Here is a 24,128-nt window from a genome sequence, read left to right on the forward strand (position 1 = left end):
GCTCAAATCAAAACGCGCCATCATCCAACTCCTTCAAGGAGCTTGAAGCACAACCCACTCTATTTGGGAACCCTGTTTATGGGTACACTGCCTAGTCCGCGCGCAGGTCGCGGGCCTCATCCACCAGTAGGATCGGGATGCCGTCGCGGATGGGGAAGGCGAGACCGGCCTTTTCGCTGATCAGTTCCTGGGCGCCCGCGTCATAGGACAGCGTGGTGTGGGTCAGCGGACAGACCAGTTTTTCCAGAAGCCTGGGGTCGGTGCTGCCGCGCTTGCGGGGGATGCCGGTTTCGGTGGCCGCGTCTGTTGTCGTCCGCATGTGTCGATATGGACCCTGTGATGTGGGGGACGGGTCAGTTGACCGGTGCCGGGCCGTCCTCATCGCTGTCGGACGTTACACCCTCGCCGAGGGCCGAGCCGAAGGTTTCCATGGTCAGCAGGGCGCTGAGCATTTCGCCTCGGTCCGCCAGGCTGCCGGCTTCCAGCAGGGCCTGTTTTTCGGCGGACGCGACCGGCAGGATCATCGACAGCGTGTTGACCAGAACGGCATCGGGCGATTGGGCGATGGCGTCGAAGTCCGCTTCCAGCCCTTTCTGGTCCAGATAGGCCTTCAGATGCGCCAGCAGTCGGTCGCGGGCCACGCCGTCACGCGCCGGCGGTTCGATCTGGTCCTCCGTGAACGCGGACCAGTCGGCATTGACCTGCCGGTAGGGCGTGGTGGCGGACAATTCCTCGATAATGCGGAAGCGACTGATCCCTTTCAGCGCGATCAGAAAACGCCCGTCCGGCGTTTCGCTGCATTCCTCGATCCGGCCGACCCCGCCGATGTCATACAGGCAGGGCGTGGTGCCGCCCGTCTGTTCGCGCGGCTGGATCATGCCGATCAGTTTTGTGCCGGTCAGCGCATCGCGCACCATGGCCAGATAGCGCGGCTCGAAAATATTCAGCGGCAGTGTGTTGCCGGGCAGGAGAATGGCACCGGTCAGCGGAAAAACGGGAATGACGCTGGGCATGGCAAAGGGATCATAGGCGTCCTCGCGGCTGTGATCCATATCGCCGTCATCCTGCATCATGTGCGCCCCTTTTCCCTTGTTTCCCCCGGACAGCATAGCAGATAGACCGATTTGGCCTCATGACCAATATTGCCATGCTGCCCGCTGTCGCCCGTCAACTGAACAGGATCGAGGACAGGCGCCGCCGGTATTTGAGCGTGAAGGGGTCGGTCGGTCCGGCGGCCTCGAACAGTTTGAGAAGCTGTTCGCGGGCCTTGCCGTCCTGCCATTCGCGGTCGCGCAGGATGATGGCAAGCAGCTGTTCCGCCGCCGCCGGGGCATCGCCCCGGCCCTGATAGGCCAGCGCCAGGTCGAACCGGGTGTCCATGTCGTCGGGGGTTTCGGCGATACGGGCCTCAAGCGCGCCGGCGTCGCCCGCATCCGAGGCCTCCGCCGCCAGGGCAAGGGTGGTGCGCACCCTGTCGAAGCGCTGTTTCAAATCAGGTTTGGCCAGGGCGTTTTTGACGATGTCGTCGCTGCCGGCGGCCGCATCGAGCGTGTCGATCACCGACTGTGCCTGATCGCTTTGGCCCAGGGCCAGGGAGGCTTCGGCCAGGCCGACAAGGGCCTGCGGATGACCGGGCTGATGCTGAAGGATCTGCTGATAGATCCGCGCGGCCTGCATCGGCTCGCCGCCGGTGAGCGATTCGTCGGCCTGCGCCAGCGCGGCCTCCAGCGGATCGTCGTCACTGGCGCCCGTGGCTTTCAATATCTGGTCGAGAAATTCTTTCAGCTGTGCCGGCGGCAGCGGCCCCTGAAAACCGTGCACCGGCTGTCCCCGGAAAAAGACAAAGACGCTGGGTACGGTCTGCACGCGCAGTTGCGCCGCCAGCGACTGGCTTTTGTCCATGTCCATCTTGACCAGTGCGACCTTGCCGCGCGTATCGCGCACGGCCCCTTCCAGCACCGGGAGAAACTGTTTGCACACATCGGACAGCGCCATCTGGAAACAGACCAGAACGGGCTGGCTGTCCGATGCCTCGATCACGTCGGCCATGAAGCCGGCTTCACTGCTGTCCTTGATCATGTCGTCCGCCGCGCCGTCTGTCCGGCCCGCACTGTCGCCGACGAGAAAATCTGTCATCTGTCTGTTCGGTCCCTGTTTCTGGCTGATGCTGTTTTTCGCAAAGGCATCTGCCCCGCACTTCCTGTCACGGCCGGGCGGGGCAGGTGCCGCCGCGAACCGTGGTTCGGACCATAGGCATATGCACGGGCTTTTGCCAGCCCCGGTTTTTCAGGTCAATCCTCGGGCGATGCTCGCGGCCGTTTCACAAGGACTTAAGTTTCAAGGGGATACCGTGTCGTCCTGAAGGGCCATGATGCGCGGGATGTGGCCGCAGGCCCGGATAAAGGCGGTGAAACCGTCGCGGTTGACCGACATGGTGGCGGCATTGTGCAGGGGGTGGAAATTCAGCACATCCCCCGTCATCAGCCGCACGTCCAGAATCAGTGCAAACGGCGGCATGGCTGCCCCGTCCACCTGTGCGTTGATCAGGGCAAAGGGTGTCACGGCGCCGGGCACGATGCCCAGATGGTCGCGCAGATTGTCGGCGCTGGCAAAGGACAGGCGGCCAAGACCCAGGGTGTCCGCCACCCGTTTCAGATCGACCGGGCGGCTTTCTTCCGCCACGATCAGGGCGCGCCGCTTTTTCTTGTCGCGCACATAAAGGCATTTGGCATGCAGGCCGGGCAGGTCGCCGCGCAGGCGCGCGGCCTCCGCCACCGTGAAGACGGGCGGGTGGCGATGGGTCCGGGTGGCGATCCCGTGCCGGTCCAGAAAGGCGCGCAAGGGACCCTCGATATCGGGAATGCCGGTTTCCTGAGGGCCATGTGTCTGCATGACAGGGACTTTAGCGTACCATGGCGGCCGATCAAGCGCCGCGATCAGGCTCGCGCGCGGGCCGGCGGGGACGCATGAAAAAACCTGTTGCAAAGCGGAGCGCGATTTGTATTATCGCGCCTCACGAACGGCGGTGCCGTTCCCCCTTTACGCGTTTCGAGCGGGCGTAGCTCAGGGGTAGAGCACAACCTTGCCAAGGTTGGGGTCGTGAGTTCGAATCTCATCGCCCGCTCCATATAAATTCATTACAAATCAGTGAACCAAATGGATCTCCTTTCCGGAGGTCTTTGTCGTTTGATACGGTTGATGCCGGAGCTTTGTGGAGTTTTATTTTTTACAAAGAACAGTTCGGGTAGATTGGTAATTTTTTATGATGAATGATAAATATTATAGTAATATATAATAGAAATAGTGATATTTCTAATATAATATCAATATTGTTCAGTATCATTTTTTGGAATTTTAATGAGATCTAATTTATTTATTTTTACACAAATAATACCAAGGTATATGAAGACGGATTATAGGTACGGTGAGTTCCCTTATTGGGGGAAATTCAGTACGACTTACTGATGAGATGCCCACTCGGATGTTTGCGCCGAAAAACCGCATACTCTATTCGGCAACACTAAATATCTATCGCGTTTCATCTTCTTAAGCGCCTCAGCTTAAACTCTACCGTCTCTAGTGCTGTCATAGCGATGTACTAAGAGGTAGTGCGAATGGGCCTTACGAAGGAATCCTGATTAGAGACAAGGATAGATATCCTTTGATACAATCATAATTGTATATCCTCTGAGAGTATATCTGGGGGCTCCTTCTTTAGTGTATCACAATAATCATGTTGAAATTTATGCTGGTTTAAAGCTGCTCATTTAATACACTCTTGGCAGCATAAAAAACCGCTTAGGTTGACATATCTCTGTTTTTGTGGAGGTTAAAAGTCTTACAAATACGGAGAAGGTGACAATGCAACGGGCAATCACAGGTTTGGAGCTTATCCAAGGGGAAACCGCGAGGTTGATACCTGTGGCTTCCGAAAAAGCGCTAGAGGGCCGGGCAACATCTATTCTATTGGCGACGCTTGCGGTTGTTGAGAATTTTGCTGCTGCAATCCTGAGGACAGTTGGTCAGAGAGTTGGTTCTAGGGCATCAATACAATGCTTTACTGAGGTCGTTCTGTCGCAGGATGGAGACCAAAAAGACCGACCGGACGGGCTTATCGTTGTGACCGTGGGCAAGCGCACATGGTCTGCTCTCATTGAGTCGAAGATTGGTAATGCTGTTATAGATGCCGAACAGATACAGCGCTATTTGGCACTGGCCCGTCAGCATAAAATCGATGCGGTTATAACTATCTCTAACCAGTTTGCCGCTTTACCGACCCACCACCCAATCAAAGTGCCGAAGACTGCAACACGTACGGTGAAGCTGTTCCACTGGTCGTGGACTTCCTTATTGACGCAGGCTGTCTATCAAATAGATGTCGAGCAGGATATTGATCCAGAGCAGCGGTACATTCTCCAAGAATTCTGTCGCTACTTTTCGCATGCATCATCTGGGGTGAAGACTTTTGATGCTATGAACAAAGAGTGGCGGGAAGTCTGTCTGACGGTGAAGAATGGCGGAAAGCTTCTTAAGGCCTCCAATGAGGTCAAGAATACCGTTGGCGCATGGAATCAGGAGCAGCGAGACATTGCTTTACTACTGACGCGCGAGCTCAAAGCGCCAGTGTCTGTGAAGCTCAGAAAGTCGCACCGAGATGATCCCGAGCAAAGACTTAAGGACGATTGCGCGGACCTTGTAAAGACGAATTGCCTCTCAAGCATTTTTGTGATCCCAGATGCAGCAAGTGACCTGACGGTAACTGCAAACCTTGGCTTACGGACCATAACTTGTATGATGGAACTTCAGGCTCCTGCAGATAAAAAGAGTACTAAGGCCCGTGTTAACTGGCTGCTCCGGCAGCTTCAAAGGTCATCCGATGGCACCATTCAGGTCGTGGCAAAGTGGCCAGGGCGTATGCATGATACCGCGACGAGCCTGGAAGTTCTCCGTGTAGACCTCAACGCACTACAATGCGAAAACCAAAGGCTTGCACCATCGCGCTTCCAAGTGGTTCTTGTGCGCGACCTTGCAGGTAAGTTCTCAGGGGCAAAAACGTTCCTAGACGGTATGAACTTGGCTATCACAGATTTTTATCGAGCCGCTGGTGAACATTTGAAGCCTTGGACACCCACTGCGCCAAAGATGCCAGTGAAAGATGACAATGTAGAAGAATTTAAACCCAGCGAAGTAAATACATGAAAGTGGAATTTAGTCTTGGACCGTAAGATCGATAGTTAGAGAGTGAATTGAACGATATATTCGATAAAAAGCTGTGAAGTATTTTTGCCAATTTAAAGAAATTTTTTTGATTTCACCTACGAAAACTACAGAGTATCAGCTTAAAACACTTTTTTTGTTTGTATGAATTGCACGAGCGCTGCGAGGTAATTCCATTTCATTCTCAAAATTTTATTCATCCGAAACACCGTCTGTAATGCTTTGGTGCTTCCGACCCGCATGCCGGTTTCCCGCCTATGCTTTACACATGCCGCCATGACAGGGGCCATACGGAAATCCGGCTGACTGATTGGTCAGTCACCGTGTTCCCAAAAAAGGGCGCTGTCGTACGGTCGTCCCATGATTTTCACCGGGGGACGGCCTGTTGCCTTGCCGGTGCCGCCACCCTGATCTATCTGTTTATTCGTATAAAAATCAATCCGTTACGCATGCCTTTACACGCAGGGAGGATGGCATGACCCTATCCCGACGCCGTTTTCTCGCCACCGGCGGTGCGGCCACCGTCATGGCCGGGCTGACGGCCTGCGCAAAAGACGGAGCCGCTGCGGTTGATGCCGTCCCCGTTTCTGTTCCCGTCTCCGTTCCCGTCTCTGTCCCCAGGGGCGGGCATATTGTCGTCGTCGGTGCCGGTTTTGCCGGTATCGGCGCTGCCGAGCGGCTGCTTGCGGCGGGGTATAGCGTCGATGTTGTCGACGCCCGTGCGCGGGCCGGCGGGCGGGCGCATTCGGTTTCGCTGGGCGGGTTTCCCGCCGACCTGGGGGCGAACTGGCTTCGCCTAGGCGACAATGCCCTGCTGCCGGTGGCGGAAGAACTGGGGCTGATCGGCGGCGGGGCGACCGACTTTGGCGCCGTAACGGCCATTCACGGCGGCCGGCGCCACCCGGTTTCGACCGGCGATCTTTATGACCGCGTGCGGGTGCCCGCGTCATACAGGGATTACGAGGCCAATGACCGCAATGGGGACCCGTCCGGGGGACGCGCGCCGCTGCCCAGTATGGCCGCCCTGCTGGATGGCCGCCTGCCGGTCGACAGCGTTGCCGGGTGCGTGGCACGCCGCCTGATCGAAAGCGAATATGCCACGGAACTGGGCACCCTGTCGGGCAGCATATGGTTCAAGGAAGACCCCGACACCGGATCGTCCGGCCCGGCCGAGCCGACAGTTGCCGGCGGGATGCAGGCCCTGCTTGACGCTTTGATCCGGCGCGCAAAACCCAGCCTTGGCGAAAGGGTCCTGGCGGTCAGGCGGGTGGCGGACGGCGTTGTCGTCACAACCGACAGACGGACGATCCCGGCGGACGCCGCCATCGTGACGGCGTCGATCGGCGTCCTCAAATCGGGTGCGATCGCCCTTGAGCCCGGATTGCCGGCCGGCCACCGGCGCGCCCTGGACGCCATGGATATGGGCAGTTTCACCAAGCTGTGGATCCGCTATCCGTCCGTGACCTGGCCGGCGGGCACAACAATGACGCTTTTGTGCGACACAGCGGCCCTGCTTGCGATTGTCGACTTTTCACGGTCGCACGGCGCGCCCGTGTTTATGGGATATGCCGTCGGCCGGCATGGGCGCGACTGGGAGGGGTTTTCCGACGAAGAGGCGCAAGGCCTGTTCCACAGGGCGTTACAGGATCAGCTGGGCCTGTCGCTGTCGGCGCCGACCGGTTTCACCATGAGCCGCTGGAGCCGGGACCCGTTCGTGGGCGGGGCCTATATGTATCCCAATTCCCTGTACCGTCACGGCGACACCATCACGTTGAGGCAGCCGGTGGCGGGCCGCATCCTGCTGGCCGGGGAAGCCCTGGCCGAGCCGTCCGGCTATGTGGACACGGCCTGGCGGGACGGACGCCGTGCCGCCGACTTGCTGATCGGCTGAGGCGGACGGTACCGCTGTTTGCCCGGCTCATGCCGGGTCGGTCCCTGTTGGACCGCCCATAGGAAAAGCGCTTGACTGATCAGTCAGTCGGTTTCTTGATGACAGGCTCCATTGCCGAGGCCGACCGGCCTGCATGCACCAGCGAAAGGAAAGCGCCATGAAACTGCACCACCTGAATGCTTCGCGCTCACAAAGAATAGTGTGGCTTCTGGAAGAGCTGGGTGTGGAGTATGCGCTTGTCCGCTACAATCGCGATCCGCAGACGCGGCTGGCGCCCGACAGCCTGCGGGACATTCACCCGATGGGAAAAGCACCGCTTTTGGAAAGCGACGGCCATGTGATCGCCGAATCCGGCGCGATCGCCCAGCATCTTCTTGAAAAATTCGATGACGGGCACCGCCTTCATCCCGCGCCGGGCACGCCCGGTCATACCCTGTATCTGGAATGGATGCATGCGGCCGAAGGGGCGCCCTTCCTGCCGGGCCTGTTTCTGGGGTATCTGGCCATGTCGGGGCTGGGCGACCACGGTCTTGGCGACTATCTGCGTCAGGAGAAGGAAAAGGCGTCGCGGTGCATCGAAGACCATCTGAAGGACCATGCCTATTTTGCCGGCGATGCGTTCAGCGCCGCCGACTGCATGATGGGTTTTCAGATCAAACTGGCGGCGGAGGCGGGGAATTTGGCCGACGGGTCGGCCACGCTGGACTGGTTCAACCGTGTTTCCGAGCGCCCCGCTTATCACCGGACGCTTGGGGTCGGTGTTTAGGTTTGTTTTGAGGGGGGTGTTTGGTTTTTGATTTGTAGAGACTGGTTGCCTTTTTTCTGATTTTTATCGGGTAGGGCTTGGCCATCCCTCTCCCCCACCCGGCCACCCACGGGATCGTATGCTATGGGTGGCCGGGTGGGGGAGAGGGATGGCCAAGCCCTTCAAACAATCAAGCCCTTCAAACAATAACGTGACGACGCCCAGGGTCATTCCCGGCAAAACGCGCGTCGCGCGTCCCTTTCTAACGAAATCCGCCCCTCCTTGCCGGTGGTCCGCCACGATGGCGAGGCGGCTCGAAGCGGCTGTTCAGGCCGACGAAGCTGCCGCCATTGTCCTGCGCCAGGGCCCGCATGAGGGCGGCGAAGCGGGTCGAGTTTTCGCTGATGTCCCCCTGCAGGGCGAACAGGGTGGGAAAACCGATGGCGTGGATGCGGACGCGCGGATTGCCGTCTGTGTCGACATAATTGGCCTGGTCCACGGCGCGGACGACCGCCTCGACCGAGCCCGCAGCAAAATCGTCGCCGAAAATATACAGGCTGATTTTCTTGTCGCCGGCGGCGAATTGCCGGATCGAGCGGGTGATGCCCTCCACCGGGCTGGAATTGGAAAAGGGCGCCCAGGTGCGCAGGCGTTTGATCACGGTTTCGCGGCGGGCGGGGGTGTCGGGAATCCAGCGGCCGGCATAGTGGGAAAACATGTAATTTCCCATGTCGTTCATCACCTGAAAGCCGCGCACTTCCGGATAGATGCGCAGCACCTGCTCGACCTTGCTCAGGACCAGCGGCCAGGCGGCTCCATGCATGCTGCCCGATGTGTCGATGATGAAGATGATGTATTCGCTGTCGACCGGGATGCCGCCGATGACGGCGTTGTCGACCGTGGCGCGGGACTGTGCGTCCAGCAGGCGCCGCATCTCCTCGCTCAACGATTGCTGGGCGGTGCGCAGTTCGGCCTCGATCGCGCTTTGCGCCGCGTATTCTCGGTCCTGTATGGCGATCTTTGCCGACAGGCGCGCGCGTTCGTCCTCCAGGCTGGCCAGGCTGGCGCGCGCGGCGGCCAGGGCGTCCCGCGTGCCGGCCAGCGCCGTGTCGACACGCTGCGTTTCCCGCACGATCCGCACATTTTCCTGTTGCAGCCGCTGAACCGTGGCCGTCAGATCCTCGGCGATCCTGGCGATCTGGTCGGGCCCTGAGACCTTGACGATCACCAACAGCAGGACGACCGCGCCGAAGCCGCACGATACCACGTCCAGAAAGGACAGGTTGAAGACATCGACGCTGCGCCGGGTTTTGCTCATGGGCCGGGTTCTGCTCATGGCCAGTCCGCCGTCGGGGTGAGGAACGAGCCTTTCGTCCGGGTGGCCAGCTGCCAGTAGGCGACGGCGGCCACCGGGTCCCCTTCCATGGGGAACAGGATCGTGTTGACGGGAACGGCGCTGCCCAGACGGTCGACCGCGCGGCGGAAATGTTTCAGCCGGGTCTCGCCCGAGACCGTGGCGCGCCGTGGCCGGTTGGCCCCTTGCGTCGGCAGGCCGTCGGTCAGCAGCAGGATATTGTCGGCGCGCGGCAGCAGGGACGATACGACCGCGAACGCCTTGTGCAGGCTGGTGCCGCCCTGCGGCGCCAGCTCCCCGAGGGCGGTGTCTATGCGGTCCATGATGCCGTCCTGCGATGCCGCCAGCCACTGTCCGGCGCTGTCTTTCAGCAGTGGGCGGGCGGTGGTGTCGAAGATATAGATCTGAAACTGGCTGTCCGCCGGCAGATTGGACAGCAGCCACTGTGTGGTGCGCAGCGCATGCGTCCATTTGGCCGCCCGGCGGCGGTCTTCGGGCGCCATGTTGCGCAGGCGGATCACATTGACAATGGTGCGGTCAAGCATGCTGGCCGAGGCATCGAGCAGGATCAGGATCCGCTTGCCGCCCACCTTCAGGCCCGACAGATACTGACGCTCGCCGTCACCGACAAAGGTACGCACCTTGTCACCGCGGGCCGCACTTTCGCGGGCGGCGGCGCGCAGGGCCTCGACCTCGGCGTTCAGACGCAACAGCTGTTGCCGCAGGGCGGCAACCCTGTCCGCGGCCGCTGTGGGGTCACCGCGGTCTCCCGCCGCCAGCCGGCGGATGTCCGCACGGGTGGCGGCGATCAGCGTCTGTATCGCACTTTCCTGCGCCCGGGCGGCGGTCAGGGCGGTGCTGCGTTCATCAAGGATGCGTTCGCGGCTGTTCACGGCGCGTTCCAGCGAGCGCACTTCGCCGCGCAGATCGATGTGTGCCTCCTTGCGGGCGGTGACCGCCAGTCCGCTCAACAGCATGACAAGAAGGACGACCGCACCGAACCCGCAGAACATCACGTCCAGAAAGGCCATGCCGATGGGATTGACTGTGCGGCGGGATGCGGCCATGGCCCGGTCAGCCGGACCTGAGATGCCGCACCAGACGGTCGTCGCAGTAATTGCCGGTGTCGAGGACCAGACGTTCCTGCATCAACTGTATCTGATGGATGATGAACATCAGAATGATGCTCAGCACCAGTGCGACGAAGGTGGAATTGAAGGCGGTGCCCAGGCTTTGGGTGACGCCTGTGATATCCCCCTCGACCGCGCGGTGCGCCTGGCTCAGCGCTTGTCCGATGCCGCGCACGGTGCCGATGAAGCCGACCGAGGGAATGGCCCAGGCGATATAGCGGATGATGGACAGTTCCGATTCCATCCGCTCCGCCTCGGCCTGGCAGACGCCGTGGGCGGTGCCGGCCGCATCCTGAACCTGACCGGTGACGGTGAAGCGTTCCAGGGCGGCGACCAGCGCCCGCGGCAGCAGATAGTCGCGCTGGCGGCGGTCCAGCGTGTCGATATGGGCAATCGCCCCGGGAGCGTCGCCCGGCATGACGACACCGCCTCCATGATTGACCAGCTCCAGATCAAGCTGGCGCTGCTGGCGGTACACCCGCAGCCCTTTGTAGACCAGAATGGCCAGGGCCCAGAACATGAGGATCAGCGCGCTTTCCTGTTCATAATCCTTGAGAATGACGAACAGGGACTGTGCTGCCACATAATCCGGATCTGACTGCATGATCGCATATTGCCGTTCCAGGAAGGCGGCGGCCCGGGGGCGTATCAGGGCCACATAGACGGCGTGGACCAGGATGAAGGAAATCAACAGTGCGAACAGTTGATAGAAGAATTCGACCGGAAAGGCGCGGTTTGGTTGCTGCTGCATAGGTTCAGATATCCACCGGAAAATCGACGATGGTGTCGGCGTTCAGCCGTTCGGTCGGGTTGAAGCGGCCACCGGCGCCGCTTTGGGCAACGGTGTCGCCCGCAAGCGCCGGGCAAAGGGCCGCCAATATGGCAAGCAGGGCATATCGCGACGGTCTGGACGGTGTTTTCGGCATGGCTGCTATCCTGACTAACGGTTTCGCATGTTATTCACTGTCCGCGGTGCGGGCAATCCGGAAGCCCAGATCGATGCGCGGTTCGGAGGCATAATCCCGGTAGCTCAGACGCAGGCGGGAAATGCCCGCCGCGCGCCAGCTGGCCCCGCGCACCACATGGTGGGTGCCGCTTGGCGGTCCGACCGGATCGGTCAGGGCCGTGCCCGGCGCCGGCGCATAGATATCGTAGAAATCATGGCACCATTCGGCGACATTGCTGCCCAGGTCGAAAAATCCGGCCGGGTTGGCGGGATAGCGTCCGACCGGGGCGCTGACGGGCTGTCCGTCATCATAGCCGTCCAGAATGGCGGGCACGATGCCGCGCGCGCTTTCATCGGCGAAATTGCCGGCATTGCCGGTCGGCGGATAGGTACCGCCCCAGGCGAAGCGGACGCTTTGCGGGCGCCCGGCCATGCGGGCCGCCCAGGCCCATTCCGCCTCGCTCGGCAGGCGGTAGCCTGTATTCGGCGGCGATGCCGGCACCATGGCGCCGTCCTTTTCCACATAGGCGGCCGGCAGATTGTCCCTGGCACTGAGCCAGTTCAGATAGCGCGCGGCATCATCCCATGACACCGAGACCGCCGGCTGGTCATCGAGATTGAGGCTTTTGCCCCCTGCCGCCGCGACCGCATGGTCGTTTTTGAAGCGCCGATATTCGCCGTTTGTGACGGTGCGTTCGCTCAGATAATAGCGTCGTGTCAGCAGAACCTCGCGCGCGCGTTCGTTCGCGCGGCGGCCGACCTCGCGGCGGGATGATCCCATGGTGAAACGCCCCGGCGTGACAAGGCGCAGGGCCTGCCCCTCGCCCGTGGTGACGGATGTGGGCGTGTTCAGTCGGCGGGCCTCGGCCTCGGTTTGCAGTGTGACGGTGATCTGGTCGCTCAGGCCCGCTTTCGGTGTGACCTCAGCCGTGTAGGGCACATAGCCGGGCATGGAGATTTCAATCCGGTGCGGCACCGTGGTCAGGCGCAGGCGCTGCACCGCCGAGCCGCGTGGTTCCCCATCGACCGTCAGCAAGGCGTCCGGTGGGTCGGCGCTGACGAAAACGGTGCCGTATTCCGGCTCAAGATCCAGTGCGAGCGTCTGTGCCTCGGTGGGGCCAAGGCGTATCCGCCGTTCGGCAAGCTGATGCCCCGGCAGGGCGGCGCGCAGGATATGGGTCTTGTTCGGCGGCATCTCAATGTTCAGCGGGGACCGGCCGAGGTAAGTGTCGTTCAGCGTGACCGTCGCACCCGTCGGGGCCGTCACCAGCCTGACCCGTGCCGGCGACGGTGTCAGCGCCACCGTGGGAAGCCGTTGATCGACACCGGCCTCCACCGCGATATCGCGGGCGGCGGTTTCGAACAGGGGCTTGCCCACTTCGATCCGCCGGTTGCCCTGCAACAGTTCCAGGTCAACCGGGGTGCGGCCGACAACCACACCGTCGACCGTGACCTCGGCGTCGGCCGGGCTGCTGGATACATGCACGACCGCCCAGGCGGGCTCCAGCGTCACATCGATGCCCTGTGCTTGGTCCATGCCGATAATCTCAACCGTACGGCTGGCCGGGAGATAACGCGGGGCCGTGACCTCGACCGTGCGCTGACCCGCCGGCACCAGGACATCCCGCAGCGGCGTTTCGCCGATGGGTTCGCCGTCCACCGTGACCACGGCGGCGCTGACGGGCGCACTGTTGACGGTCAGCCGGCCGGGCAGTTTTTCCATGGTGAAGGCGAAATCGCCCTCACCGCCCCTGACCGTCAGTGTGGTGTCCAGCGGGTGATAGCCGGTGAGCGTGGCCCGCACGCGGTAGCTGCCCGGCAGGGCAAGCGGCTGGCCGGCAACGCTGACCAGCGGCAGAAAGCCGTCGATCTCGACGGTTTCGGGCTGGGGCGTGATCTCGACCCTGACAGGGGTGGCGAGAAGAACGAAGCCAGCCCCGGCCAGCAGCAGCGCGAACACCCCCAGCATCGCCCGGCCGAGCAGTTTGCGCGTGCGGGCATCCATCCGCTGCTGCGGTGCCGGCGGCGGGGCGGACGGGGCCTTGAGCGCCGGTGCGGCCTCGGCCGCTTCAAGGCGTACCTGTTCACCGCTGATACGGCACAGCCACCGCCGGCCGGCCATCTCCAGCCGGTCGCCGTCCTTCAGCCATGCGGATGCACCGAGGGTCTTGCCGTTGTGGTCTATGCCGTCCGTGATCCCCTGAACGAAAAAATGCCCGCCTTCATAGCCGATATAGGCCAAGATACCGTCCGGCGCGTCGTCAAGAGGCACATTCGCCGCCGCGCCGCCGCCCAGAGACCACGGTTTGTCACCGGCCGGATAATCGCGCGGGCCTTTCGTATCGATGACCGACAGTGTCCGGGTCATATACGGTCCTTACACTCAACTTTCACAGGCGCCGGCACGGTGCCGGGCCGGACCTGAAAATTATGGCGGACATCCCGGTATCCCCGGCAGGCGCCGACGATGACATAATCGCCGGGCAGCAATTCCACCTGCATGGTTGAAAACCGGCCAAGCGGTCCGACCCGGTAGAGCGTGACGTCGGTCGCACCGTCGGAGACCAGATTGACCCTCAGCGGGGTGATGGCGTCCTCTATGGCCGCGGACAGCCGGTCGCGTTGACCGGTCAGGCGCGGGCCGGCGTCCGTAACGGCCAGGGCCCTGGACAGAATCTGCCGGGCGTTTTCAAGGGGTCCGGGCGAATAAAGCCGTGTCGGATCGCCCAGAAAACGCTCAATCCCGGCGTCAAGCGCGGCCCGGTCCCGGCTTTGCTTTTCGCCCTGCTGGGCAAAGGCGACATTGGGGTCGATGGCAAGTGCTTTGGCGTAGGTGTCGGCTGCCCGGGTCCATTGTTCGGCCTGTGTCAGCCGTGTGCCTTCCGCGCGCAGATTTGCAAGCGTGGCCCGGCGGCTTTCCGTTTCCAGCCGTTGCCGCGCCAGTTTCACGTCCGGTGCGCCCGGTCTGTTGCGTGCCGCCGCGTTCAGCGATTTTGCCGCCGCGTCAAACCGTTCGGCCGACAGGGCGGTGTAAAAGGCGGACATATCCCGTGTGAAGACAATATCGGCCAGTTTCCGGTCAACGTCCCGCAGGGCCCTGGCGGCCGGGGTATAGGCCTTGTCCAGGGCGAGGGCGCTGGCGAACGCCCGGCGGGCCTCGGCCCAGGCCTGATTTTCCATATGGGTCGCCCCGTCACGCATGTGGGCGCGCACCGTCTCGAAATTGCGGGCCCGGTCCAGACCGACCGTCGCCGTTTCATTGCCGGGGTCGATGGCCAGCGCGACTGTGTACTGCCGTGCCGCCATATCGGCATCGCCCGCATCATAGGCGTCGGCGCCGGCCGTCAGGGCGGCGGCCAGCCGCTCGGGGCGGGACGCGGTGATGGCGTCGAACTGTTCCATGACCGAGCTATAGGCCCGAGAGGCCGCCTCATAGGCGCCACTGTCGAAGTGCACGTCGCCTTCGGCCAGGGTGCGCAGCGCGGCGTCATAGGCCGCCGGTGCCCATTGATCGACGCGGTTTTCCATCAGATCCGCCTGCGCGCGCAGAACCCGCGCCAGAATGCCTTCGGCGGTGCGTCTGCCTTGCGCCAGTTCAACGGCCTTTTCCGGGGTGACGGGGGCGGGCTGGACGACCGTGTCAGATGTCGGTACCGCCCGGTCGTTCACAATGTCGGGCAGGACCAGCACCACGCCAAGCGCGGCTGCCACAAGGGCCGCCAAAGCGCCAAGAACAAACCTGTTCATCCGCCGGCCCGGCGACCCGGCGGGTGCTGCCGGGGACGGTGCCGGTTTATGCCCCGGCGGGGGCCCGATGTCGTTCATTTAGCAACCCGCGGCAGCGGCGACGACGGCATCCACCTGGGCATCTTCCGTGTTTGCCGTGCAGGTCTGCCCGCCGTCCGGCGCGTTTGTCGCCACAACGGTGATCGTGGCACCGGTTTCGGCGACATGGCGGCGCTGAAGCAATTGACGCCAGCGCATATACTGCACGTCCGCCGAACCGGTCAGCTCGATGGTTTCACCGTCAATCTCAACCACCATCGGCGACACCTCGGCCTCGAAGGACTGGCCCAGTTCCTGAATCGCCACTTCGTGCATTTCCGCCTCGGCACCCTGATTGATCCCGGCCTGGATCGCCATGGCACCGCCGCCCACCATGACGGCTTCCAACGTGCCGGTGTTGTTGCTGCCACCCAGGGCGTCAATGGCGATGGCGCCGAGAATGGCCAGGACCCCGGCCGCGATTTTCGTGCTCGATTCCCGCTCAACCTGTTCCAGTGCCAGAATCTCTTCCAGGCTGGCGCGCCGCCAGTTGGTATAGGAATCCCACATGCCGTTGTAGAATTGTCCATAGTGGGCATTCAGCACATCCGCGAACATGTCGTCGCGGTCCTTCAGGGCAAGCACCCGTGTGTAGAGCGGATCGTCCTCGGACGGCAGCCGTTCGATCATGACACCGCCGCGCGCATCCTCCGACAGATAGTCTTCAAAAGCCGACGGCGCCATGTCCGCTGCAAACCGCAGTGTCGCGGCCTGGCGCACGGTCTCGACCTCCGCGGCCGGCTGCTGCATCAGTATTTCGGCAAGATCGTTTGAAATCTGGTTATAGACATTCTGAAAGGCGTCCTGTTCGCCGGGCGCGGTGCCGTCATAGCTGACCGGCACGGCCCATGTGGAATAGGTCCGCTCCAGCCACAGGGTACCCATGGCATCGCGGGCGGTCACATCCAGGACCAGTTCGCGCCCGTTTGATTGGGCCACCGTCCCGCTGACCAGAAGTTCCGCGCCGACGGTGCCGCGCGGCACCACGCGCACGACCCCCCAATACCCGCTTGATTGCATCGTATCCCGCAGATGCACCGGGATGAAACGGGATTCGGCTTTGCGGATATCGTCGCTGACACCGGTTTCCTCGGCTTCGTCCTCATCCACCTTGCTGGGGGTGAATTGCTCGATCCAGACATCCATCACCCGGTCTTCCGGCAGTTCGGCGCTGGCCATGTTGAGGGGTTTGGGTGCCGCGGGCGTCACGCTGCTTGACGACATGGTGCAGGCGCCGGCGAGTGTGCACAGCACTGTCAGAAAGACTGTTTTAAACCCACGCTTCATTGGGAATTCTCCTCAACAGGCGCACTTGCCGTGCCGCCGATGCTTTTCTTGTAACGACGATATTCCTCCCAAAGGCGCGCGCGCAGTTCGGGGTCTTTTTCTTTCATCGCCGCCTCGCGCAGTTGCCGCGCGACCACATTATCGTCCTGTCCGTCCGGGATGTCCTTGGGGATGTCGGGCGGTGTGTTGTTGCCCGAAGGTGCACCGGGGCTGCCCGCCGCCGGTGCCGGCGGCCCTTGTATCTGCGGGTTTTGGCCGTCGCTGTCCGCATCCATGTCACCCGGCATTCCACCGCCGCTGACGGCTCCTTGTCCGGACTGCCCGCCTTGCCCGCCGGCGCCGGCATTGCCGCCGCTTGCAGCGCTGCCGCCTCTGCTGCCGCCGGCACCGCTGTTGCCGCTACCGGCACCACCGCCGCCCGCGCCGCTGCCACCGCCACTGTTTTGTGCCTGTTGATCAAGAATCTTCTGTTCCCGCAGCAGCAGATCGTCAAACGTGCCGATTGCCGAGTTCAGCTCCGCGTCAATGGCGGCCAGCTGTTCGTCACGCGTGTATGCCGAGGGGGGTATCGCGGTGTTCTGAACCATGGCGGCGGGGGTGCAATAGGCGGTGTGGGCGCCGAGATCCCCGCCCAGGGTGCTGACGGAGGTACAGGCGGATTGTACCTGACGGTCCAGTGCGCGGATAAAGCCCTGAAAATCCTCCGCTTCGCGTGGGTCCAGGGTCTGATTTTGTGCCGCGTCGCGGTAATCGGCCCGTGCCCTGTCCAGGGCACGCTGCGCCGCCGTCAGCCGGTCAAAAGCATCCGCCAGCGCCGATGCCGGGTCGTCGGCATCGGGTTGCGCCACGGTGGTGTCCGTGGTTTCCACGGCCGATGCAGTGTCGCTGGCATCCAGCGACGCGCATGCCGGCAAAGCCGCCAAAAGAACCGCGCGCAATGCGATTTCAACCCAGTGCATGTCAGCCACCGTCAATTTCACCACTTGTTCACCATGCTCCAGTCTAGCGGTACACCACAGGCTTGGCAAAGATACCGTGCGACTTTCCCGGTAAATCGTTCCGGCCATTAATGCATGACAATAATGGACACGGCATGAACGAATACGACATGGGCGTGTAATTTTGTGCCCCGGCACATGATCCGGCGAGATTGCCGCCAGCATGCTTTTGCCGGATACCGTAAGAACAATACGTGCAAAGGCAATACCCACTGCGGTTGCGCGTTTTCTGTTGGCGGATGGGTAAGGACAGGGTCATGACAGCAGTCGGTCTGGTTGCCGACATCGGTGGAACCAATGCACGATTCGCACTTGCCGGGCCGGAATTGCCCGGTGTCCGTGCGGCGGATTCGTTTGTGTGCATGCGGACGCTGAAATGCACCGATCACGCCGGCTTTGTGGATGCGGCCCAGGCATATCTTGCCTCGATAAAAATCGATGCGCGTCCGCGCGCGGCCGTTATTGCCATTGCCGGCCCTGCTGACCGCAATGCGATTGATCCGACCAATCATATGTGGAGCGACGCGGTGGAGGATGTGCGCCATGCCCTGGGTCTGGATATGTTCATTCTTCTGAACGACTGGGAAGCGGTGGCCCATGCCGTCCCGATCCTGCCCGCCCACGTCTTTGCCCGTGTCGGCGAAAGCCGTCCGCCTGCGGGCACGCCGCGCCATCGTGTCCTTGCCGTGACCGGTCCCGGCACCGGGCTGGGGGCGGCGACGCTGGTAATCAGTAATGACGGCACGGAGACCGCGCCGGTGGTGATCGCGACGGAAGCCGGGCATGCCGGTTTTTCCCCACGGACGGACCGTCAACGCGAGATCATGCGGTTTTTGCGCCATGAGCACGACAGGGTCAGCCTGGAACGGATTCTGTCCGGGCCGGGCTTGGTCAATCTGTACCGGGCCATGTCGGCATTAAGCGGGGTGGACATGCCGGACCTGAAGCCGGCGGATATTACCCGCCTGGCCCGTGCGGGCGAGACGCTGGCCTGCGATACGATCGATGAATTCATGGCCATTTTCGGCTCTTACTGCGGCGACCTGGCGCTGATGACCGGTGCGCGGACCGGTGTGCTGATTGGTGGCGGTATTCTGCCGCCGTTGCTCGAAACCCTGCGGGCCGGCCGTTTCCGGGACAGTTTTGAAGACAAGGGCCGGTTTGAGGATTATATGCGCGAAATTCCGACACAGGTCATTATGGCGGAGGAGCCCGGCCTTGCCGGCGCGGCAGTCGTGTTGGGGAGGCTTCTGTCACGCTGATGCGGTTTTTGTTCTGTCCGGCCATTTTCCATCCGTGTCGGGGATGCCGGTTCCATCCACTTTATGTTGCGTTGCAGCAATCAGACGGGTATCACTGTCCTGCATGATGATACAGGCCGGGACCGACCGATGGATGACTGTCCGGGGGTCTGAGACCGGTGTTCGGATTTCAGGAGACAGGCCATGCTGAAAAACCAGGTTGCCATTGTGACGGGATCGACAAGCGGCATCGGGCTGGGCATGGCCCGATCCCTGGCACAGGCCGGTGCCGCCGTTGTGCTGAACGGTCTTGGCGATGCGGACGACATTGAAAAGACCCGTGCCGCCCTCGAAGCCGAGACCGGTTCCACAATTGCCTACCACCCCGCCAATATGCTGCAACCCGCCGAAATTGCCGACATGGTCGCATCGACCCATAAGACATTCGGCCGGCTCGATATCCTTGTGAACAATGCCGGCGTGCAGCATGTGGCCCCGGTCGAGGATTTTCCGCCCGAAAAGTGGGATGCGATTATCGGGATCAATCTGTCGTCCGCCTTCCACAGCATGCGTGCCGCGGTGCCGTTGATGAAACAGGCGGGGCGGGGACGCATCATCAATCTGGCGTCTGCGCATGCGCTGGTGGCATCGCCCTATAAAGCGGCGTATGTGGCGGCCAAGCACGGCATTGCGGGCCTGACCAAGACGGTGGCCCTGGAAGTGGCCACGGACGGTATCACCGTCAATGCCATTTGTCCGGGGTATGTCCTGACCCCGCTTGTCGAGGGGCAGATTCCCGATACCGCCCAGGCGCGCGGTATCACGGAGGAAGAGGTTAAGCGCGATGTCCTGCTTGCGGCACAGCCCACCAAGGAATTCGTCACCACCGATCAGATAGGCGCCCTTGCCGTTTTTCTGGCAGGGGACATGTCGGCGTCGATTACCGGGGCCATACTGCCTGTTGACGGTGGATGGACGGCGCAATAGCCGGAAACCTCTTACCCCGCTGAAGATCCTGCCATTGCATGGAGACCGTCATGGTCAAACGCCCCGATACATCCGGACGATCCCGCAAGGCCGAAGGGCCAGCCAAGGCAAGACGCCAGGGCTGGGTCCGCTCCAACACCAGGCCGGTCAATCTGGCACTGCAGGGCGGTGGGGCGCACGGGGCCTTTACCTGGGGTGTTCTGGACCGTCTTCTCGAAGACGGCCGGCTCAGCATTGAAGGCATGTCCGGGACATCGGCCGGTGCGATGAATGCCGTGGTGACCGCCCATGGCTTTGTCACCGGCGGCGGTGCCGACGGTGCGCGCGAGGCCCTGGCCTGTTTTTGGCAGGCAGTGGCGCGCGAAGGCCAGAAAAGCCCGATTCAACGCAGTCCCTTCAACTGGCTGATCGGGGACTGGAGTCTGGACAATTCCCCAAGCTATTTGCTGTTCGATATTCTCAGCCGTGTCGCGTCACCCTATCAGATGAATCCGCTGAATCTGAACCCCTTGCGGGACCTGCTGACCGAGAGGGTGGATTTTGAACGCATACGCCACTGTCCAGACACCAAGCTGTTCATATCCGCCACCAATGTGCACACCGGTCGGGTCCGTGTGTTTGAAACCGATGAACTGACAGCCGATGTGGTCCTGGCGTCCGCATGCCTGCCCTTTTTGTTTCCGGCTGTCGAAATCGACGATGTGCCCTATTGGGATGGGGGCTATATGGGCAATCCGGCCCTGTTTCCCTTTTTCGACAGCTGTGCCAGCCATGACATTCTGCTTGTCCAGATAAACCCGATGGAACGCAGGGAAACGCCGACATCAGCACGCGAAATCCTGAACCGGGTAAACGAGATCACGTTCAATGCCAGCCTGATGAAGGAATTGCGCGCGATCGAGTTTGTCTCCCGCCTGATTGACGAGGGTCGTCTGGATGCGGACAAATATGCGCAGGAGCGTTTGCACATCATTGCCGACGATACTGCGCTCGGCGATATGTCCGCCTCATCCAAGATGAATACGGAATGGGCTTTTCTCACGCATCTGCGGGATATCGGCCGGGACGCCGCCGAACGTTGGCTGACCGCGCACGGCGATGACGTCGGCAAACGGTCATCGGTGGATATTGCAACACTGATCAATTGAGGCCGGCCCACAGCGACCGGCCCCGATGTAAATCGACAGGCAATCTAAAAGTTATCTCAGCCAAATTTTGGCGGCCGTTTTTCCATGAAGGCGCTGACGGCTTCCATGAATTCGGCGGACTGAAGCTGCCGGACGAAAAGCGCGCTTTCCTCGGCCATGCGTGCCGGCACCTGATCATTGGCGCTTTTCATCAGGCTTTTCGTGGCTTTGACGGCCGCGGGGGCCTTTGCCGACAATGCTGCCGCCAGGCTCGCGGTCTCGCCAGCCAACGCGTCCTGTGTCACGATACGGGATACGATGCCGAGACGCAGGGCCTCTTCCGCCGTAACCGTGCGGCCCGTCAAAAATATATCGTTGGCCCAGGCATGACCGACCCGCTGGGGCAACAACAGACTCGATGCGGCCTCCGGGACCAGAGCGAGATCCACGAACGGCGCCTTGAAGCCGGCGGTCTCCGAGGCAATCACCAGATCGCAGTGCAGCAGCATGGTCAGCCCCACACCGACAGCCAGACCGTTCACGGCGGCGATCAGGGGTTTTTCCGCCGTGGAGATGGCGGACAGAAAACGCGAGACCGGGGTATCCTGGCCGAGAGGTGGGGAATTGCGGAAATCCATCAGATCATTGCCGGATGTAAACATGTCGCCCGTGCCCGTGATAACCACACAGCGGATGGCGTCATTTGTCTGTGCGGCGGCAATTTCCGATGCCAGCCGGTCATACATGGCATGGGTCAGGGCATTTTTTTTGTCCGGGCGGTTCAGTGTCAGGGTCAATACATGGTTGTCTGGAACGACAAGTATGGTGTCACTCATAATATCTCTCGCTTTTGGGCTATCATATAAGAAGGAAGACTGTCGCCGCCCTGTCGGATCAGGTCGGCGCCGTCCGTTGCCAGACGGTCGAGGAATTTCAGGACCACGGCCTGTTCACCGGGACTGAGCAGATCGAGCAGCCGGTCGTTCATGGCGCGTACCAAACCGTTGGTGCGCTTCAGAATATCGCGGCCCCGGTCCGTCAGATGCAGGGCAATGGCCCGTCCGTCATCGGGATCGGCGCGGCGTTCAACGAGCCCCTTTGCCGCCATGCGGTCCAGAAGAGCGCTGGTGGCGGGTGCCTTGAGTCTCAGCACGTCACATAAATCGCCCAATCGCCTGCCGTCACGTTCGCTAAGGGCGAGCAGTACGGCCTGTTGCGACACGCCGATATCTTCTTCCGCACGCAGACGGTCATCGGCTGCACGGAAGATGGCGCGGTGGGCACGGTCAAGAAGATAAAACAGACGGCGTGATGACATACTGACCCCTTTCAGAATATAGTTCGTATACGAAACATGTTCTTAAAGCAAGGGTTTCCCTGATATCCCGCTCAATTTGTCTTTTGCGGGATCAGTACCGCCAGCTTGTCAGATCGGCGCCTTTCGGGGCGCTTTCCGCAATGCGTTTCATGATTTTCGGGACATAGAAACTGTTATAGCGCAGACGGGAAATATGGTTCGGATTGGCATGATCGCCATTCCAGCAATGTTCGGCGCGGTCACCATAATCCACCTCGCCGCCATAAGGCGGATTGTCGGTTGTCTTTAGAAAGGCCTCTGTCAGATAAACGGCATTGTTCAGATAATAATTGTCCATGTCGCCGACATAGATATGCAGTTTTCCTTCCAGCCTGGGGCCAAGGGTTTTCCAGTCCCGCTCCAGAATGTGGCGGAGGTCGTAATGATCGCGCCAGTAAGCGGCGACACTAGGGTCGATGGTGCCGGTCTTTTTGTCCCACAGGCGTTTCGGATATCCGTCCTGTCCCTGCGGTGAGTAAACCGCTTCCCAGATATCCCACTGGCCGCCTGACCTGTTTTTGGTGCCCAGAACCAGTTCCAGATGATTGTCATCCTTAAGCGTACGACTGACCTGGCCGAGCCAGTTTCTGTGACCGGGACGTTCCACGCGGCCAAAAGGCCCGCGGATACGGTAGGCGTTGGCGTCCTCGTAAATATTGACGAGGGTGAAGGCACGAAAGTCGATCGGGTCGGGGCAGGCGGCAAAGGCGCCGTTATAGTCGTCCGGGTAGAAAACCTGTGCGGCCATGGCCTCCCAGCCGCCGGTGGAGCCGCCATAAAGAAACCGTGCCCAGGGCTGACCGATGCCACGGAATTCACGCTCGATATGGGGGATCAGCTCATGGGTGATGGCGTCACCGTAGGGTCCCAGATTGGCCGAATTGACCGCATAGCTGTCATCATAATAGGGATTGGCGTGCTGAATTTCGATGATGAGGAAACGCGGAAAATCCTCCCCTGTCCAGGTTTTGTAAAAATCATAGGCCTCCTGCTCGACAATATGGTTGTAGCAGTCGACCTGAAACCGGTCGCTGAACTCGCACGGTGTGTCCAGGTCCGGCGGCGTGGTCCTGAAGCCGTCAAAGTCGGCAGGGAAATGGCCATGAAACACCATCAGCGGAAAGCGCGCATCCGGGTGGTCGTCAAATCCGTGCGGCAGCAGAACATGGGCGCCCAGATACATGTCCCGCCCCCAGAAATCCGAGAGCAGTTCGCTGCGGATGCGGATATGTTTGACATAGTCCGTATCTTCGGGCGGCACGATCGGGGGAATGACACGGTCAAGGGTGATGCGCAGCGCATCGCCCGACGTCGGGTCAAGGCGCAGCCGAACAGGACTGCTGTAAAGATTGCCGGGCGCGCGGGCCCATTGCTGGCCTTCGCCCCTGTCCATCGGCAGTTTCACCGTATGACCGGTTTTCAGGGTGAAGGTCTCATACCGGTGCAGCACCGCCTGAACCATGTATTCGCCCGCCGGAACCCGGGCCAGGCTGTCCACCGGAAAACCGAAAACATCCTTGTTGAAACGAACCTCTGCGCCCGGAGCCAGACCGGCCACATCGATCCCGAAAACCTGTGCGGTCGTTTTCACACCGGAAGAGACCTGAAAGCGGGGCTCCGTTTTGTCGTCCGTGCTGAAAATCAGGATCATCCGGCCGTCAATCGGGCCCGATATCCCATCGGACCCGCCCGGTGTTCCGTCCAGGGAAACGATGACTTCCGGCGTGTGCCCAATGCCGTCATACGGGGGAGCCGTGCCGGTATCGCAGGCCGCAGTTGTCAGGATGGTGAAAAGCCCAAGACAGGCAGTCAGCAAGTGATTTTTCAGCATGATCTTTCCCCCGGACGTTAAGGCCGAACAGTGTCCCTGCACAGCTTTCTTCATCGCGGCGGCTGGGGAAAGAAAAAAGCGACAGGCGACCCCCTTACTCGGAACCGAGTACTCAAAACAAAGGGGTTACCTGTCGCAGTGGGCTGACGGTCACGCCGCTAGAAGGGGCTGACGTGCGACGGACCGTCACTC

Annotated in this window: 21 protein-coding genes and 1 tRNA gene; 7 read left to right on the plus strand and 15 right to left on the minus strand. The window is 61.2% G+C overall.

What is annotated here, in order from left to right; genetic code table 11:
* Window positions 1-91 precede the first annotated feature (91 nt).
* The 4 genes from BXY39_RS00405 to BXY39_RS00420 all read right to left on the minus strand — a co-directional run bounded on the left by BXY39_RS00405 (window position 92) and on the right by BXY39_RS00420 (window position 2,892).
* Window positions 92-319 carry a Trm112 family protein gene (locus BXY39_RS00405; RefSeq protein ID WP_121936876.1) on the minus strand — a complete coding sequence of 76 codons (228 nt, stop codon included), beginning with the start codon at window positions 317-319 and terminating at the stop codon, window positions 92-94.
* 34 nt (window positions 320-353) lie between these two features.
* Window positions 354-1,073 carry an LON peptidase substrate-binding domain-containing protein gene (locus BXY39_RS00410; RefSeq protein WP_211332021.1) on the minus strand — a complete coding sequence of 240 codons (720 nt, stop codon included), beginning with the start codon at window positions 1,071-1,073 and terminating at the stop codon, window positions 354-356.
* A gap of 94 nt (window positions 1,074-1,167) precedes the next feature.
* Entirely contained in the window at window positions 1,168-2,136 is a 969-nt protein-coding gene (locus BXY39_RS00415) for a tetratricopeptide repeat protein (protein WP_121936877.1), read from the minus strand.
* Between the two features lie 201 nt (window positions 2,137-2,337).
* Window positions 2,338-2,892, minus strand: a complete 555-nt coding sequence (locus BXY39_RS00420) for a prolyl-tRNA synthetase associated domain-containing protein (RefSeq protein WP_121936878.1) — start codon at window positions 2,890-2,892, stop codon at window positions 2,338-2,340.
* A 160-nt stretch (window positions 2,893-3,052) separates the two neighbouring features.
* Here BXY39_RS00420 and BXY39_RS00425 point away from each other — a divergent pair.
* The 4 genes from BXY39_RS00425 (at window position 3,053) to BXY39_RS00440 (ending at window position 7,874) form a co-directional block, all read left to right on the plus strand.
* A tRNA-Gly gene (locus BXY39_RS00425) sits at window positions 3,053-3,127 on the plus strand.
* A gap of 734 nt (window positions 3,128-3,861) precedes the next feature.
* Complete coding sequence (locus BXY39_RS00430; RefSeq protein ID WP_121936879.1) at window positions 3,862-5,199, plus strand: hypothetical protein; 1,338 nt, start codon at window positions 3,862-3,864, stop codon at window positions 5,197-5,199.
* Window positions 5,200-5,692: 493 nt separating this feature from the next.
* Entirely contained in the window at window positions 5,693-7,108 is a 1,416-nt protein-coding gene (locus BXY39_RS00435) for an NAD(P)/FAD-dependent oxidoreductase (protein ID WP_121936880.1), read from the plus strand.
* Window positions 7,109-7,265: 157 nt separating this feature from the next.
* On the plus strand, window positions 7,266-7,874 hold the full coding sequence (locus BXY39_RS00440) for a glutathione S-transferase family protein (protein ID WP_211332022.1): 609 nt from the start codon (window positions 7,266-7,268) through the stop codon (window positions 7,872-7,874).
* 241 nt (window positions 7,875-8,115) lie between these two features.
* Here BXY39_RS00440 and BXY39_RS00445 read toward each other — a convergent pair whose 3' ends face one another.
* From BXY39_RS00445 to BXY39_RS00475, 8 genes are all read right to left on the minus strand, one after another.
* Window positions 8,116-9,171 carry a vWA domain-containing protein gene (locus BXY39_RS00445; protein ID WP_121936882.1) on the minus strand — a complete coding sequence of 352 codons (1,056 nt, stop codon included), beginning with the start codon at window positions 9,169-9,171 and terminating at the stop codon, window positions 8,116-8,118.
* A 14-nt stretch (window positions 9,172-9,185) separates the two neighbouring features.
* The gene (locus tag BXY39_RS00450) at window positions 9,186-10,274 is read right to left on the minus strand and encodes a vWA domain-containing protein (RefSeq protein WP_121936883.1); all 1,089 of its coding nucleotides are present in this window, start codon (window positions 10,272-10,274) and stop codon (window positions 9,186-9,188) included.
* Between the two features lie 7 nt (window positions 10,275-10,281).
* The gene (locus BXY39_RS00455) at window positions 10,282-11,088 is read right to left on the minus strand and encodes a MotA/TolQ/ExbB proton channel family protein (protein ID WP_121936884.1); all 807 of its coding nucleotides are present in this window, start codon (window positions 11,086-11,088) and stop codon (window positions 10,282-10,284) included.
* A gap of 4 nt (window positions 11,089-11,092) precedes the next feature.
* Window positions 11,093-11,263, minus strand: coding sequence for a hypothetical protein (locus BXY39_RS19240; RefSeq protein ID WP_170163516.1), 171 nt, complete (start codon window positions 11,261-11,263; stop codon window positions 11,093-11,095).
* Between the two features lie 30 nt (window positions 11,264-11,293).
* Window positions 11,294-13,651: a PEGA domain-containing protein gene (locus BXY39_RS00460; protein WP_121936885.1), complete on the minus strand. Its 2,358-nt coding sequence runs from the start codon at window positions 13,649-13,651 to the stop codon at window positions 11,294-11,296.
* The gene (locus BXY39_RS00465) at window positions 13,648-15,030 is read right to left on the minus strand and encodes a hypothetical protein (RefSeq protein WP_147453409.1); all 1,383 of its coding nucleotides are present in this window, start codon (window positions 15,028-15,030) and stop codon (window positions 13,648-13,650) included. The genes BXY39_RS00460 and BXY39_RS00465 overlap by 4 nt, the downstream gene beginning before the upstream one ends.
* 78 nt (window positions 15,031-15,108) lie before the next feature.
* On the minus strand, window positions 15,109-16,395 hold the full coding sequence (locus BXY39_RS00470; RefSeq protein ID WP_121936887.1) for a hypothetical protein: 1,287 nt from the start codon (window positions 16,393-16,395) through the stop codon (window positions 15,109-15,111).
* Window positions 16,392-17,363: a hypothetical protein gene (locus tag BXY39_RS00475; protein WP_147453410.1), complete on the minus strand. Its 972-nt coding sequence runs from the start codon at window positions 17,361-17,363 to the stop codon at window positions 16,392-16,394. Before BXY39_RS00475 ends, BXY39_RS00470 begins: the two co-directional genes overlap by 4 nt.
* Window positions 17,364-17,650: 287 nt before the next feature.
* Here BXY39_RS00475 and glk point away from each other — a divergent pair, with 287 nt between their 5' ends.
* The 3 genes from glk (at window position 17,651) to BXY39_RS00490 (ending at window position 20,769) form a co-directional block, all read left to right on the plus strand.
* Window positions 17,651-18,655, plus strand: coding sequence for a glucokinase (glk, locus tag BXY39_RS00480; RefSeq protein ID WP_170163517.1), 1,005 nt, complete (start codon window positions 17,651-17,653; stop codon window positions 18,653-18,655).
* 183 nt (window positions 18,656-18,838) lie between these two features.
* Window positions 18,839-19,621, plus strand: a complete 783-nt coding sequence (locus BXY39_RS00485) for a 3-hydroxybutyrate dehydrogenase (RefSeq protein WP_121936890.1) — start codon at window positions 18,839-18,841, stop codon at window positions 19,619-19,621.
* Between the two features lie 50 nt (window positions 19,622-19,671).
* Entirely contained in the window at window positions 19,672-20,769 is a 1,098-nt protein-coding gene (locus BXY39_RS00490) for a patatin-like phospholipase family protein (protein WP_121936936.1), read from the plus strand.
* A 56-nt stretch (window positions 20,770-20,825) separates the two neighbouring features.
* On the opposite strand, the gene BXY39_RS00495 is transcribed toward BXY39_RS00490, so the two are convergent.
* The 3 genes from BXY39_RS00495 to BXY39_RS00505 form a co-directional block, all read right to left on the minus strand.
* Complete coding sequence (locus BXY39_RS00495; RefSeq protein ID WP_121936891.1) at window positions 20,826-21,584, minus strand: enoyl-CoA hydratase; 759 nt, start codon at window positions 21,582-21,584, stop codon at window positions 20,826-20,828.
* Window positions 21,581-22,066 carry a MarR family winged helix-turn-helix transcriptional regulator gene (locus BXY39_RS00500; RefSeq protein ID WP_121936892.1) on the minus strand — a complete coding sequence of 162 codons (486 nt, stop codon included), beginning with the start codon at window positions 22,064-22,066 and terminating at the stop codon, window positions 21,581-21,583. The genes BXY39_RS00495 and BXY39_RS00500 overlap by 4 nt, the downstream gene beginning before the upstream one ends.
* Before the next feature lie 91 nt (window positions 22,067-22,157).
* A complete protein-coding gene (locus BXY39_RS00505) occupies window positions 22,158-23,936 on the minus strand; it encodes an alpha/beta hydrolase (RefSeq protein WP_121936893.1) in 1,779 nt (592 codons plus the stop codon).
* Between the last annotated feature and the right edge of the window lie 192 nt (window positions 23,937-24,128).

Origin of the sequence: Eilatimonas milleporae, from assembly GCF_003688555.1 — a bacterium.
Taxonomy (GTDB): domain Bacteria; phylum Pseudomonadota; class Alphaproteobacteria; order Sphingomonadales; family Kordiimonadaceae; genus Eilatimonas; species Eilatimonas milleporae.

Coding starts and splice junctions, on each gene's coding strand:
- BXY39_RS00405 (WP_121936876.1), bottom strand. CDS start 319: ATGCGGACGACAACAGACGCGGCCACCGAAACCGGCATCCCCCGCAAG.
- BXY39_RS00410 (WP_211332021.1), bottom strand. CDS start 1,073: ATGATGCAGGATGACGGCGATATGGATCACAGCCGCGAGGACGCCTAT.
- BXY39_RS00415 (WP_121936877.1), bottom strand. CDS start 2,136: ATGACAGATTTTCTCGTCGGCGACAGTGCGGGCCGGACAGACGGCGCG.
- BXY39_RS00420 (WP_121936878.1), bottom strand. CDS start 2,892: ATGCAGACACATGGCCCTCAGGAAACCGGCATTCCCGATATCGAGGGT.
- BXY39_RS00430 (WP_121936879.1), top strand. CDS start 3,862: ATGCAACGGGCAATCACAGGTTTGGAGCTTATCCAAGGGGAAACCGCG.
- BXY39_RS00435 (WP_121936880.1), top strand. CDS start 5,693: ATGACCCTATCCCGACGCCGTTTTCTCGCCACCGGCGGTGCGGCCACC.
- BXY39_RS00440 (WP_211332022.1), top strand. CDS start 7,266: ATGAAACTGCACCACCTGAATGCTTCGCGCTCACAAAGAATAGTGTGG.
- BXY39_RS00445 (WP_121936882.1), bottom strand. CDS start 9,171: ATGAGCAAAACCCGGCGCAGCGTCGATGTCTTCAACCTGTCCTTTCTG.
- BXY39_RS00450 (WP_121936883.1), bottom strand. CDS start 10,274: ATGGCCGCATCCCGCCGCACAGTCAATCCCATCGGCATGGCCTTTCTG.
- BXY39_RS00455 (WP_121936884.1), bottom strand. CDS start 11,088: ATGCAGCAGCAACCAAACCGCGCCTTTCCGGTCGAATTCTTCTATCAA.
- BXY39_RS19240 (WP_170163516.1), bottom strand. CDS start 11,263: ATGCCGAAAACACCGTCCAGACCGTCGCGATATGCCCTGCTTGCCATA.
- BXY39_RS00460 (WP_121936885.1), bottom strand. CDS start 13,651: ATGACCCGGACACTGTCGGTCATCGATACGAAAGGCCCGCGCGATTAT.
- BXY39_RS00465 (WP_147453409.1), bottom strand. CDS start 15,030: ATGAACAGGTTTGTTCTTGGCGCTTTGGCGGCCCTTGTGGCAGCCGCG.
- BXY39_RS00470 (WP_121936887.1), bottom strand. CDS start 16,395: ATGAAGCGTGGGTTTAAAACAGTCTTTCTGACAGTGCTGTGCACACTC.
- glk (WP_170163517.1), top strand. CDS start 17,651: ATGACAGCAGTCGGTCTGGTTGCCGACATCGGTGGAACCAATGCACGA.
- BXY39_RS00485 (WP_121936890.1), top strand. CDS start 18,839: ATGCTGAAAAACCAGGTTGCCATTGTGACGGGATCGACAAGCGGCATC.
- BXY39_RS00490 (WP_121936936.1), top strand. CDS start 19,672: ATGGTCAAACGCCCCGATACATCCGGACGATCCCGCAAGGCCGAAGGG.
- BXY39_RS00495 (WP_121936891.1), bottom strand. CDS start 21,584: ATGAGTGACACCATACTTGTCGTTCCAGACAACCATGTATTGACCCTG.
- BXY39_RS00500 (WP_121936892.1), bottom strand. CDS start 22,066: ATGTCATCACGCCGTCTGTTTTATCTTCTTGACCGTGCCCACCGCGCC.
- BXY39_RS00505 (WP_121936893.1), bottom strand. CDS start 23,936: ATGCTGAAAAATCACTTGCTGACTGCCTGTCTTGGGCTTTTCACCATC.